A 13063-nucleotide genomic window follows, 5' to 3' on the forward strand; every position below is an offset into this window, starting at 1 on the left:
GGACAAGGGCGAGTGGTCGCTGCTGCCCGCGACGGGCCGGCCGGGCGATGCGCCGGTGTGGCCGCTGTCGGCTGCCGCTGCGCCTGGCCGGCGGCGCCCGCCGCCTGGACCTGTCCCCGGCGTGGCAGTGCTGGGCCGGGCACGCCCCCGCCCTGGAACTGCTGGAGCAGGTCGGCATCCCGGCGGTCCACGACAACGACGTCGCGCTGGCGCGCCGGTTCGCCGCCGGCCTCGGCCTCCCGCCGGGCGACTCGGCGATCGTGTCGGTGCCCGTCCCCGACGGCGCCGCCGACCTGCTGCGCCGCAACGGCGTCATCGCCTCCGTGCGGGCCGGGCGGCTGCGCTGCGCGTTCCATCTCAGCACCACCGAGGCCGACGTCGACAAGGCCGTCGGACTGCTCGCCCCGCTCGTGCCCGCCGCCGGGTGAAGTTCTTACAAGGTTCGAACAAGGTGCCTTGACCGGCCCGTCCGAGCCGCCCCGGCCGGGCCCCGCGCCCTACGTTCGTGCGCATGAACGTACTGCTCACCGGGTCGGCGGGCTTCATCGGCTCGCACATCGCCGAGGCCCTGACCGCCGCCGGCCACAGCGTCCGCGGGCTCGACACCCGCCCCGACGGGCTCGGCGACCCGCCCGCCGACGTCCGCGACGCCGCCGCGGTCGCGCGGCGGCTGCGGGGCGTCGACGCCGTCTGCCACCAGGCCGCCGCACCTCCACCCGTCGGCCGAGGCTCCCTCAAGCCACCAGATGGGCTCTGACACCCCAGGTCCGATACACGTCGCCTTCGCCATGGCACGGCGTCCGACCAGGCCGGTCCCGCTCGTGCGCAGGCGCCATCTCTGGCGTCGGCGTCCAGCGACACCCGTAAGTCGCGCTGTCACTGGGGGCCGGTGGTTCCTCTAACCGTCGGGTGTGGTCGTGACGCTGCCGGGCTCGGTACCCGTTGTTCGCCACGGTTCGGCCCTCCAGACAGGCCGTGGCCAGCGGTGTGCGGATGCCGCATCCGGGGGCGGCGTCCAGCGACGACCGTCCGCCGTGCTTCCTGCCCGGCGGTCGGGGTCCCCTTCCAGGGCGTCTCGCGGCACGACGACGCTGTGACCTCAGCGATTCCGCTCCAGTCGGCCTGCAGCCTGTCCGACCTCGGGTCGGGGCTTCGGACGGCCGGGCGGCGATGACGTCCGGGCCGCGGACGGGCATGGTGCCGACCGACGCCATGGCGGCGGGTGTGCCTGTGCCGGTCCCGCGCTGCCGTGATCGACAGATCTTCATCGACCTTCTTGTGCGAACCGGGCCTTGGCGTGGTGCGCGCGGGAGGCGAAGATCGGCGCCATGGATCTGCTGGAGACTCTGGTCGGCAAGGGGCTGCGTCGTGAGCCGCTGTCCCGGGCCGAGGCGCTCGCGGTGCTGGAAACCTCCGATGACGAGTTGCTCGACGTGGTGGCCGCCGCCGGCAAGGTGCGCCGGCACTGGTTCGGGCGGCGGGTCAAGCTGAACTACCTGGTCAACCTGAAGTCAGGGCTCTGCCATGAGGACTGCTCCTACTGCTCGCAGCGGCTGGGGTCCAAGGCGGGGGTCCTGACCTACACCTGGCTGAAGCCCGAAGAGGCGGCCGCGGCGGCGGAAGCGGGCGTCGCCGGCGGCGCCAAGCGCGTGTGCCTGGTGGCCAGCGGGCGCGGTCCGACCGACCGGGACGTGGAGCGGGTCGCCGGCATCATCTCGGCGATCAAGGAACGCGACGAGGACGTGGAGATCTGCGCCTGTCTCGGCCTGCTGTCCGGCGCGCAGGCGGGGCGGCTCCAAGAGGCCGGCGTTCATGCCTACAGCCACAACCTGAACACCGCCGAAGCCGCGTACGCGGACATCTGCACCACGCACGAGTTCAGCGACCGGGTCGACACCGTGCGGCAGACCAAGGAGGCAGGCCTGTCGGCCTGCTCCGGGCTGATCGCCGGCATGGGGGAGAGCGACGCGGACCTGGTGGACGTGGTGTTCGCACTGCGCGACCTGGACGTGGACTCGGTCCCGGTGAACTTCCTGATCCCGTTCGAGGGGACGCCGATGGCCGAGAAGTGGGCCCTCACCCCTCAGCGGTGCCTGCGCATCCTGGCAATGGTGCGTTTCGTCTGCCCGGACGTGGAGGTGCGTCTCGCCGGCGGCCGGGAGATCCATCTGCGGACGCTTCAGCCCCTCGCCCTGCACGTGGTCAACTCGATCTTCCTGGGCGACTACCTGACCAGCGAGGGCCAGGCCGGCAAGGCCGACCTCGACATGATCGCCGACGCGGGCTTCGAGGTCGAGGACACGGCCACGACCACACTGCCCGAACACCGAAGGCGCTCGAAGACCCCCGCATCCGATGACGAACCTGAACACGTCCACGGCGGCGCCGCCCGTCCTCCACGCCCCTCCCCGCCTGCCCGAGCCGATCTGGTAACGGTGCGCCGCCGCGGACCCGGCACAACTCTGCCCCCCAACGCCTGACCCTGTGCCAGCAGGGAGAGCGACGGGCGGCGCTAGCTGGGAGAGCCGTGGGCGGGCGGCGCCGGCCGGAAGTGGTGCGGGCGCTGTCGGCTGAAGGAGCGACGGGAAGTGCCAGCCGGGCGAGCCACTGGGAGTGCCAGCCGGGGGGCGCTAACTGGGGGGGTCGCGGGCGGTGTCGGTCGAGTGGGCGCGGGCGGTGCTGGCTGGGGGAGGCGCGGGTGGCGCTGGGCTGGGGGCGCGTGCGGCGCTGGCTGGGGGAGGGGCGGGCGGTGTTGGTGGAGCGGGCGGGGGCGGTGCTGGCTGGGGGAGGCGCGGGTGGTGCTCGCTGGGGAGGCCATGGGCGGTGCCCGTCGAGATAGCCACTGGGGCGCGGGTCGGGGGTGCGGCGGGCGGCGTCGGTTGAGGGGGTCGAGTGCGTCGCTGGCCTGGTCGATGCGGTCGACCGGGTGGCGAACTTGATTGCCTGGGGCGGTGGGTTCGCGAGCCCGCCGCACGCCGAACCCACCGATTTCACACCGGTACTGCTGGTCCACGAGGCCCCGCTGCTCGGCGCAGTGCTTCTGCCCTCGACCGGGTCGCCGCTCTGCGGTCCGTCCGCTCCTTGTGGCGTGGCGCCTCAGGTTGCGAGGGGGGTGTCTGCGTCTGGCGAGGGACGCTCTCAGCGCCGTGAACCGTGCTCGGCGCCGACACGCCCGCGTCGGGAGCGGCGCCCCGGGGCATGACCCGGGCACGCCGTCTCGGCGGGCGGCCGGTACAAGGACGGAACACGGCGCACCGGGTTTGGAGGTGCTCTGGGTGTAGCTGATTGCTCGGAGGTCAGTGGGGGAGGCGAAGGACGAGGCGCTTGGAGAAGCCACCTCGGTCCGCCGCTTTGGCGGCGCGTCGCTCCTCCAGTTCCTCCGGTGAGAGGCCGTGGAGGGCGGCGAGGGCGTGAAGCACCTCCAGAAGGTCGGCGAGCTCCGCGGGGTCGTTGGACGCGATGTACTCGCCGGCCTCCTCGTAGAGCTTGTTGCGCAGCAACGCCCCTTGTTCCCCAGGGGCCGCGGTCCGTGATTCCGGGGAACCGCCCGCGTCCCGGATGATCTCGGGGATCCGGTCGCGGACGAGCTTCTCGGATCGGCGTCCGTCCCCGGTCTGGTGCACGGTCCCGCCGTGGCGCCGGTCCAGGGACTGGACCCACTTGAGGGCGACCGCCGCCGTCTGGATCAGTTCGTTGCGGAGGCTTCGCGGATCGGACTCGGCCAGCGCCTCGTAGAACTCCTCGGTGAGGATGTGACGCCACGTCAGTTCGCCACGCGACCATGCCGCGGCGCATTCCTGCTTCGCCTCCTCGGCTCGTGCGGTGAAGCCCGGGCCGGTCCCGTCAGGGAACTCCTGGACGCCCCACTTCCGGTCTTGGGCTTCACGTTCTGCCGCCACGTCCGCCAGCGCCCTCGCGAGCGATCCCGGTGCCTGCTCGGTCTCCATGCCCGACGACGTTAGCCACTCGGATGGCCTGCCATGGCGTGGTCCGGTGCGCAGCTGAGCAGTTCATGGAGGATGGGCGGGAGTTCGTCCCACAGCCATTCGTTCAGCGTGCCCGGAAAGTCCGCGGGCGGGCGTACGGCAAGACGGTGAGGCGTCACCTCGGTGATGCGTACGGCGAGAGGGCCGTCGTCCCACATGGACTCGCGGTTGCCCCAGAAACCGGAGAAGTCGGCGCTCGTCAGAAGCAACTCCGCAGGCAGGGCATGCTCTCCCGGATGCCTGCCGAGTGGCAGCAGCCGTTGGGCGGTGGTGCGCAGGACGTTCAGCGCGGCCAGGTCGTGCGGGCAGGCGACGCCGGTGATCTGCAGTTCGGGCAGGCCGAACCGGCACAGCCCCCGGGTCGTGAGGTAGACGCAGGAGCAGCCGTCGATGTCGTCCTCGTCGGCGGTGCAGAGGCCGGAGTTCCGGTAGGGCGGCAGGGCGGCGCCGAGCCAGTCGTCGGCGAGGGTGAACTCGTCGAATCTTCCGAAGGGCACGACGGGAAGAACCTGGCTCGACAGTGGGTCCACCAGGACGCCGCAGACCGATTCGGTGACCGCCTTCGCCGCGGCCCGGGCGAGGTGAGGCCCTAAGGGCAGGTCACCGGCCGGCAGGACGGACGTGACGCCGATGTGGTGCGCCGCCTGGCGGAGCCTTTCGGTGTCGTCGGCGTCCGCGCCGGTGATGCCGGAAAGGTCCCAGGGGGAGCTCGCGGCGGGGTGGCACGCGAGCGCGAGCCGGGGAGAGCCGAGTCTTTCCGAGATCGCCGCCGCGAAGGAGCCGGAGAACCTCCGGAGGATCGCCGCCGCCAGGTCGTCGGGGTTCCTGTCGGTCGCGACGACGAAATCGGCGGTCGTCTCTTCGGGGACCGTGATGGTGACGCGCATTGCAGCCTCCTCGTGGCAGGTGGACCGGCGTGCGAGGTCCAGCATCGGGGCGGCCGCCGGCCGGGCCGAGGCGAACGGAATTCTGTGGATAAAGGCAGCCGGGCGTCTGCGTGGAAGGCTGGGGGGATGGACGCGATACGTCGGCTCGGAGTCGGGCTCGCCGCGCTGGGGCGGCCGGCCTACATCAACGTGGGAAGCGCCCGGGAACTGCCGCCCGGACGGAGCGTGGAGGCGATGCGCGAGGCGACCTGGAGCGTCCTCGACGCTGCGTACGCGGCAGGCGTTCGATGGGTGGATACTGCGCGCTCCTACGGCCGGGCAGAGGAGTTCCTTGGCGGCTGGCTAGAGGCACGTGCTCCCGAAGGGGTCCGTGTGTCGAGCAAGTGGGGCTACGCCTACGTGGGTGAGTGGAAGACCGACGCGAAGGTGCATGAGGTCAAGGAGCACAGCCTTAGCCGTTTCCAGACCCAGTACGAAGAGACGCGAAGACTTCTGGGCGGGCACCTGGCCGTTTACCAGGTGCATTCACTCACCGAGGAGAGTCCGCTGTTCCAGGACGTCCCCCTCCAGGAGGCTCTGGCCCGGTTGGCCGGTGAGGGTGTTCGCGTCGGGTTCTCGACGTCTGGACCACGGCAGGCGGACACGATCAGACGTGCCATGGGGTTGGAGGCGGCCGGTCAGAGACTGTTCAGCACGGTCCAGTCGACGTGGAACATCCTGGAGACCTCCGCTGAGGACGCGCTGCGCGAGGCCCACGAAAACGGACTGCATGTGCTGCTGAAGGAAGTGCTGGCCAACGGCAGGCTCGCTGTGCAGCCGCCCGTGGAGGTGCAAGACGTCGCGTCCAAGCACCATGCGGGGCCGGACGCTGTGGCTCTGGCGGCGGCGCTCAGCAAGCCTTGGGCCGGAACCATCCTCATCGGCGCCGTGAGCCCGGCCCAGTTGCGGGCGAACCTCGCGGCGGCAGAGGTGCTCCTCGACGAGGGCGACCTGGAGGAGTTGGCTGGGCTGAACGTCCCGGCGGAACGCTACTGGGCCGAACGGAGCGCGCTTTCCTGGGTGTGAGCGGTCGGACGAACCCCCGTGCCGTGGCACGATTTGAGCACCCTCACCATGATCGGATCGCCGTGCCCCCGCAGCCCGAACCGCCCCAGATGATCGGCCCCTACCGCGTCGTCTCGCGGCTCGGTTCCGGTGGGATGGGCGAGGTGTTCCTCGGGGCGTCGCCCAGCAGGCGGCTGGTCGCCGTAAAGGTCATCCGGCCGGAACTGCTGGACGACCCCAAGTGGAGAGAACGGTTCCGCCGCGAGGTCACCTCGGCCCGCTCCGTGAGCGGTTTCTACACGGCGCCCGTCGTCGACGCCGATCCGGACGCGCCACAGCCGTGGCTGGCGACGCAGTACATCCGCGGTGTGAGCCTCTCCGCAGTCGTTAGGGAGAAGGGGCCGCTCCAGGAGCAGACGGCCTGCCGCCTGGGAGCCGGACTGGCGGAGGCGTTGATCGCGATCCATGGGGCGGGGATCGTTCACCGCGACCTGAAGCCGTCCAACGTCCTGCTCGCCTCTGACGGTCCTCGAGTCATCGACTTCGGAATCGCCCGGCTCTTGGACGCTCTTCCGCTGTCGCGTACGGAGATTCTGGGGACGCCCGCGTACATGTCACCGGAGCAGGCTCTCGGCGATCCCGTCCATCCGGAAAGCGACGTGTTCTCCCTGGGGTCGACGCTCGTCTACGCGGCGACCGGTGCGGCACCCTTCGGTGACGGGCGCAAGGTTCGAGGACGCATTGTCTACGGCGAGCCTGACCTCGCCCTCCTGCCGGCTCCCATGCTGGGGCTCGTCACGCGCTGTCTGTCGAAGGACCCGGGGGAACGTCCGACACCCGAACAGATCCTCGTCGCCTTGAGCACGTTGCTGGACGCGCACTACGGCGAGGAGTGGCCACCACTGGACGTCGAGCAATTGATCGACGTCCGGGAACGGACGCTGGTGGAACTGACAGCGGACCAGCCCACCTTGCGTGAGCCGCGCCCTGAGGACGTGCACGGGCCGATGTGACCTGCCGGCCATGGCGGCAGGGCTGAGATTCTTCTCACTTTCCCCGTCTGCACCGGCGCGGCGCCGGACGGCCGCCGTGGCATCCTCTCCCGGCGCGCGAGATCATGAGAACGCCTCACCGGCCGACCGGCCGGGACGACCGGTGGGGAGGGCGAATTCTGGTCGATCGCTGCTGACCGTCCAGCTTTCTGCCCAGGCCAGTCGGACGAGGCGTTTCAGGTCAAATCGTCCCGTTTCGCTATGCGGGCGGGACGGTCGGGTCGCCGCGTCCGCGAGTGCCGGTGGAGCGGGCATGGCGAGTCGTGAACGGCTCGCGCGCCCGCGCGACCGGCCGGTCCGCCGTCAACGGGGACGGCCCGGATCAGCCCCTGTGATCACGTGGATACGATGAAACCGGAACGTCTACGCAGGTGTGGACGCAGTTGGGAGTGAGCGAGTATGTCGGATTTCGAGCTCGACCACGCGGGCGGCCGCATGCCTCTGGAGGTCAGCGAGGCGACCGAGGGTCCGTCGGGGCTGGTCGTCGGCAGTCTCCTCAAGGAGACGGGCCATGTCACGCTCGATCCGGGCTTCACCAACACGGCGTCCACCACGTCGGCCATCACCTACATCGACGGTGAGGCGGGGATCCTGCGCTACCGGGGCTACCCCATCGAGGAGCTGGCGGAGAAATCGTCCTTCCTCGAAGTGGCCTACCTGCTGATCTACGGCGAGCTGCCGACGGCCGACCAGCTGAGCGCGTTCACCGACAGCGTCCGCCACCACACGCTGCTGGACGAGAAGTTCCGCGCCTTCTTCTCCGCCTTCCCACGCCGCGCGCACCCGATGGCCGTACTGTCGTCCGCGGTCAGCGCCCTGTCGACGTTCTACCAGGACAGCCTCGACCCGTTCGACCCGGAGCAGGTCGACCGGTCGAGCATCCGGCTCATCGCGAAGCTCCCGACCATCGCGGCCTACGCCTACAAGACGTCCAACGGCCAGCCGCTGCTCTACCCCGACAACTCCCTCGGGTACGTGGAGAACTTCCTGCGCATGATGTTCGGCCTGCCCACGCAGCCGTACGAGATCGACCCGGAGATCGCGCGCGTGCTGGACATGCTGTTCGTCCTGCACGCCGACCACGAACAGAACTGCTCCACCTCCACCGTGCGACTGGTGGGCTCCAGCCAGGCGAACCTGTTCTCTTCGGTGTCCGCGGGCGTCGACGCTCTGTTCGGCCCCCTGCACGGTGGCGCCAACCAGGCCGTCCTGGAGATGCTTGAGCGCATCCACGACAACGGCGACGACATCGACTCGTTCGTCGAGCGCGTCAAGAAGAAGGAGCCCGGCGTCAAGCTCATGGGCTTCGGGCACCGCGTCTACCGCAACTACGACCCGCGCGCCGCCGTCGTGAAGAAGGCGACGGGCAAGGTCCTGGACGCGCTCGGCAAGTCCGACCCGCTGCTGGACCTGGCCATGCGCCTCGAAGAGGTCGCCCTCAGCGACGACTACTTCATCGAGCGCAAGCTGTACCCGAACGTGGACTTCTACACCGGCGTCATCTACAAGGCGATGGGCTTCCCGACGAACGCCTTCACGGTGCTGTTCGCCCTGGGTCGGCTACCCGGCTGGATCGCCCAGTGGCGCGAGATGATGAACGACCCGTCCACAAAGATCGGGCGTCCGCGCCAGGTTTACGTGGGGCCGGGCGAGCGCCACTTCGTGGAGCTTTCCGCTCGCTAGCGGCGGTTCCCGGGCGCGGTCCCGGGACGGCGGGAGTGCGCGTGCGACGGGCGGGGTCCCCACCCCGCCCGTCGCTTGATCATCTTCGGGGGCGCGGCCGGGTTAGCCTGGGGGCGACGACTCCCCAGCGGAAGGCGCTCCCCCATGCCCTCCATCGCCGAGAGCAGCCTTGTCAGCCTGGATTTCTGGTCGAAGCCGCAGGACCGACGCGACGAACTGTTCGCCTCCCTGCGGGCCACGGAAGGGCCGGTCTTCTGCCCCGTACCGGACGAACCGGGGTTCTACGCGATCGTCCGCTACGAGGAGGTCGCCGAGGCGAGCCGGAACCCCCAGGTGTTCAGCTCGCAGCCGACCGCGGTCAGCCTGGTCGACCCGCCCCCTCAGGTCGCCGCCTACACCGGCTCGATGATCAGCATCGACGATCCCCGGCACGCGCGGCTCCGCCGGATCGTCTCCCGCTCGTTCACGCCGCGCCTCGTCCAGCGGGTCACGGGGGACGTCGCCGTCCTGGCCCGCCACATCGTGGACGAGCTGACCGAGCGCGGCCCGTGCGACTTCGTCGAGCACGTCGCCATGCCGATGCCCCTGCGGATCATCTGCTCGATGATGGGCATCCCGGAATCCGCGTACGACGACGTCATCGACGCTACGAACGTCATCACCGCCATCGGCGACCCCGACTACGTCGGCCCTGACGGAGCCGAAAGGACGGTCGTCCTCAGGGAGAAGTTCTCTCTCCTGCACGCACTCATGGCCGATCTCGGCCGCCTGCGCCGCGAGAACCCCGCCGACGACCTGGTCACCGCGCTGACGCATGCGAACGTCGACGGGGAGGCCCTCGACGACACCGACCTGGGTCGCTTCTTCTCGCTGCTGGTCGTCGCGGGGAACGAGACGACGCGCAACGCGCTGTCGCACGCCGTGTGCCTGCTCACCGACAACCCTGAGCAGCGGGACGTCCTGCTGGGGGACCTGGACGTCCGGCTTCCGGCCGCCGTCGAGGAGATCGTCCGCTACTCCACCCCGGTGACGTGGATGCGCCGGACGCTGACCCGCGACCACGAGCTGGGCGGCCACGTCTACCGCGCCGGAGACCGGGTGGTCCTCTACTACAACTCGGCGAACAGGGACGAGAGCGTCTTCAAGGATTCGCACGCGTTCGACGTCACGCGCTCGCCCAACCCGCACTTCGGTTTCGGCGCCCCCGGACCGCACTTCTGCCTCGGCGCGCACCTGGCCCGCCGCGAGATCACGGCGCTGCTCCGCGAGCTGTACACGCGACTGCCCACCTTGCACGCCACCGCGCCGCCCGTCCGTCAGCGGGCGAGCTTCATCAATGGGATCAAGTCCCTGCCCTGCGCGTTCTGACTCCCACCGAAAGGTTTCGGCCTGCCGCAGGCGTCGCCGTCCCTCCCATGACGTGGCACCGGTTATCCACAGAAGCGCGTTCTAGTCGTTCCGGCGACGCCCGTGCCTGAGGCTGAGTCGCGTTCACGTCAACGCGACAAGAAAGGCCCGGCCATGCCAGAGATGACGCGCGCCGATCACAGCGCCAACCAGCTCGCCACGCTTCTCGGTCTCGCCCGCTGGCAGCTGCGCCTCGGCCTGGAGCACGGGGTGCTCCCGGAACCCGACCTGGAGGGGGACCGGTGGTCCGCCGCCCTCGCCGGGGGAGCCCGCGGCCGGAGCGAGGAGATCGTCGCCCGGTTCGGCGACGAGCCCCCCGTCGGCTCGGCGAAGGCCGCCGCTCGGCTGGCGTCCCGAGTGGGCCTCGACGTCGAGCGCGGGGACGTCGAGGTCCTGGTAGCCCAAGGCGACCTCGACGTCATCAGCACCTTCCGCGGATTTCCCGTCTACCTGCTTCGCGATCTGGACCGGCTCGATCCCGACTCCGTGCGCCGCGTGGTCGCCACCAGGAAGGGCCCGCTGACCGACACCGTCGACGCCGGCGGAGCGGCGACCATCCTCGGCTGGCACCGCAGGACCTTCGACCGGATAGCGGTCGAACGGGGCCTCGAGACGGACAGGCTCGGCCGTTACGCACTCTCCGACGTCCGGGCGCTGAGCGCGGACGAGGAACTGACCCGCCAAGTGGAGGAGGAGCAACGGAACCTGGTACTCGCTCGAACACGCCGGTCCGAGGCTCGAGTCGAAGACGTGATCCGCGCCTGGATTCTGCGGTGCTCTGCCTTCCTGGACGGCGACGCCGACCAGCCCCCGGACACGGCGCCCGTGGGACGAGCGTTGAGAAGCCTCACGACGATCAGGGCTGATATTGCGAAACAACGAGAGCCCATGCCCTAGAATCCGCCGAGAGACTGCCCCGCAAGAGAGAGCGCCCGGACGGGCAGGACAAAGCGATGAGGACCCGGGAGCGCCGCTCGGTGCGATCTCCAAGGGCACCTCACCATCGAAGGACGCGCGAAATGGGCGCCGATCTAACCGCGTCGGGAGGTTGAGCGGCGACGGGTCGGTGGCTTCTGGGTGTCCTTCTGCTGGGCCAGCACCTTCAGGAGGCGGTCACGGGCTTCCGTGCGGGACATCGCCGGAAGGCGGGAAGGGAAGTTGGACGCCACGGCGGGAGGCGCCTCGACCAGCCCCTCGTCGTCGATCACGGCCTGCTCGCCCGTCCAGTGACCGAGCAGGACCGCGAACACGGCGTCCGGATGGTGGGTGAGGAGTGCCATGATCCGCTCGGCCTCCTGAGCGCAGTCGGCCACCAGCAGGAGGCGACGCCCCTCAGTGACGCCGCTCTTTTCGCGGATGGCGAGTTCGGTTTCCAGGTACGCGAGCGCCGCGTCGAGGTTCCCGGGGATGAACAGCCCCGCCGGGTCGTCGTCGAGGAGCTCATCCTCGGCCAGCCCGAAGAGAGTGATGGCGTCGGGCCGCGGGACGACGACCAGTGAGTCGTCACCGTGTACGTCGAGCGCGGTCAGCGCCAGTACCCGCGCGGTGGACGTCGCGCCCGGCCCCGTGAGCCCAGCGGGCGGCGTGGCGAACGGGTTGAGCGCAGGACGGTAGGTGAATCGCACCGGCTGCGTGTCCTGGGCGCTAGGCGCGGGCACGGGGGCAAGGCCGGCGGTAGCGGCGGTGTAGATGCGATGCCGGAACGGATAGCACATCGCTGCTGCGGCGGGGAGAAGCAGGCTGAGAAGCAGTACCGGTTGCAGCGAGGAAGGACGTGAATCGACCTCGTCGGCCTGTTCGCGCGGTCGGACCGGAGCGGAGGCCACGGATGTGCGCTTGGGGGTGCTCCGAGAGGGGCTGGGAGACGGGGGCGCGCTTCTCGGACGGGCCGGCGCCGCAGGACGAGGAACAACGTTCTCGCGCGGGTGCGGCGATGGCACCTTGTGTTCCTTCTTCGGCTTCCGGTCGTAGCGCTCGCCCCAGCGAGGCAGATCTCGGCCGTGGCCCGAACGTCTCCGAGACCTCTCGTACATCGCCACCCATGCCTCCTTGCACTTGTGCGCGGCGTACCGGTCGCCGACGGCGTGGCGACAGACGGGCGGGACGGGCCTGCGCGGTTCCGGCTCGGTTCCGGCGGCCGCGTCGGACTGAGCCGCCGCACCGATACTGATGGCGCCGGCCATGGCGGTACATCCCAGGAACCCGCACGTGCAGCGGAGCCATTCGCCGAAGGCGACGGCAAGTTTGGGATGTGCCAGGAAACGGTTCATCTTCGCCCCGGGGGATCGCGTCGGTCACCGTGTGAATGCCGATCGTAGCCACTTTGGCTACGGAGCGTTGAACATTGCCCACAGTCGGCTTCTGCGATCGGACCGAGCCGTTGCCGCCGCGCGAGTGACTGATATGTATGGCAGATTCCGGATCATCCCGAAATGCCGCTTCGCTGCCCCTGGCCCCGCCCGCCGGCCCGCCAAAGCGCTGAATTCCCGTGAATTCAAAGGGATGCGCGAGGAGGGGGATCGGTGATAAAACAGCCCCGAGCAACAACACCGCGCATGATCAGTGCCTGCTCGAACCTCCTGAGGAGCCCCCCGAAGTGGCATGCTCGGGTGACGGCACGGTCCCAAAACTGTCACTCGCTGTCACTGAGACCAATGGCCGAACTCCTCAGGCGGTCGCCACTCCCGATCAGGCCAGGAACGCAATGATCTCGCGTCCCAGACGACGACGAAGTCGCGCGTATTCGCCTTCACTCCAGGCCGGACCGGCCACATAGACAGGCGTCGCCGCGATCGACTTGCCGCCGCCCTTTGTTCGATTCCCCCCACCATCAACCCAAGACCACCGATGCGCTTCTGCGCCTGCCAGCGCGACGGCCTGTCGCTGCGCGACCGGCAGTTGCTCAACCTCGCCGCCCTCACCACGATGGGCGGCGTGGATCCGCAGCTCGCCGGGCATGTGCGGACCTGCCTGCGGCTCGGCAGCCGGCGGTCCCGCGGAAGCC

The 13063-nt window shown here is 69.9% G+C and carries 11 protein-coding genes and 1 pseudogene; 9 read left to right on the forward strand and 3 right to left on the reverse strand.

The window, feature by feature from the left end; genetic code table 11:
• The 3 genes and pseudogenes from AB0C69_RS25255 to bioB form a co-directional block, all read left to right on the forward strand.
• Positions 1–428, forward strand: a pseudogene (locus AB0C69_RS25255) (hypothetical protein); the annotation flags it as partial.
• Between the two features lie 83 nt (positions 429–511).
• Complete coding sequence (locus AB0C69_RS25260; protein ID WP_360357591.1) at positions 512–757, forward strand: NAD(P)-dependent oxidoreductase; 246 nt, start codon at positions 512–514, stop codon at positions 755–757.
• 571 nt (positions 758–1328) lie between these two features.
• On the forward strand, positions 1329–2480 hold the full coding sequence (gene bioB / locus AB0C69_RS25265; protein WP_360357593.1) for a biotin synthase BioB: 1152 nt from the start codon (positions 1329–1331) through the stop codon (positions 2478–2480).
• Positions 2481–3296: 816 nt separating this feature from the next.
• On the opposite strand, the gene AB0C69_RS25270 is transcribed toward bioB, so the two are convergent.
• The gene (locus AB0C69_RS25270) at positions 3297–3947 is read right to left on the reverse strand and encodes a nucleoside triphosphate pyrophosphohydrolase (RefSeq protein WP_360357595.1); all 651 of its coding nucleotides are present in this window, start codon (positions 3945–3947) and stop codon (positions 3297–3299) included.
• A gap of 11 nt (positions 3948–3958) precedes the next feature.
• Positions 3959–4873: a hypothetical protein gene (locus AB0C69_RS25275; RefSeq protein ID WP_360357597.1), complete on the reverse strand. Its 915-nt coding sequence runs from the start codon at positions 4871–4873 to the stop codon at positions 3959–3961.
• Between the two features lie 126 nt (positions 4874–4999).
• On the opposite strand from AB0C69_RS25275, the gene AB0C69_RS25280 reads away from it, so the two are divergent.
• The 5 genes from AB0C69_RS25280 to AB0C69_RS25300 all read left to right on the forward strand — a co-directional run bounded on the left by AB0C69_RS25280 (position 5000) and on the right by AB0C69_RS25300 (position 10956).
• A complete protein-coding gene (locus tag AB0C69_RS25280; protein WP_360357598.1) occupies positions 5000–5938 on the forward strand; it encodes an aldo/keto reductase in 939 nt (312 codons plus the stop codon).
• 89 nt (positions 5939–6027) lie between these two features.
• On the forward strand, positions 6028–6930 hold the full coding sequence (locus AB0C69_RS25285; protein WP_360357599.1) for a serine/threonine-protein kinase: 903 nt from the start codon (positions 6028–6030) through the stop codon (positions 6928–6930).
• 438 nt (positions 6931–7368) lie between these two features.
• A complete protein-coding gene (locus AB0C69_RS25290; protein WP_353832657.1) occupies positions 7369–8652 on the forward strand; it encodes a citrate synthase in 1284 nt (427 codons plus the stop codon).
• Between the two features lie 144 nt (positions 8653–8796).
• Entirely contained in the window at positions 8797–10020 is a 1224-nt protein-coding gene (locus tag AB0C69_RS25295) for a cytochrome P450 (RefSeq protein ID WP_360357601.1), read from the forward strand.
• Positions 10021–10173: 153 nt separating this feature from the next.
• Positions 10174–10956, forward strand: coding sequence for a hypothetical protein (locus AB0C69_RS25300; RefSeq protein ID WP_360357602.1), 783 nt, complete (start codon positions 10174–10176; stop codon positions 10954–10956).
• Positions 10957–11090: 134 nt separating this feature from the next.
• Here AB0C69_RS25300 and AB0C69_RS25305 read toward each other — a convergent pair whose 3' ends face one another.
• Positions 11091–11885: a hypothetical protein gene (locus AB0C69_RS25305; RefSeq protein WP_360357604.1), complete on the reverse strand. Its 795-nt coding sequence runs from the start codon at positions 11883–11885 to the stop codon at positions 11091–11093.
• Between the two features lie 1021 nt (positions 11886–12906).
• Between AB0C69_RS25305 and AB0C69_RS25310 the strand changes: the two genes are divergently transcribed.
• Positions 12907–13063: carboxymuconolactone decarboxylase family protein (locus AB0C69_RS25310; RefSeq protein WP_360357606.1), on the forward strand; the 157-nt coding region annotated here is incomplete at its 3' end.

It is taken from the genome of Actinomadura sp. NPDC048032, assembly GCF_040653175.1.
Taxonomy (GTDB): domain Bacteria; phylum Actinomycetota; class Actinomycetes; order Streptosporangiales; family Streptosporangiaceae; genus Spirillospora; species Spirillospora verrucosospora.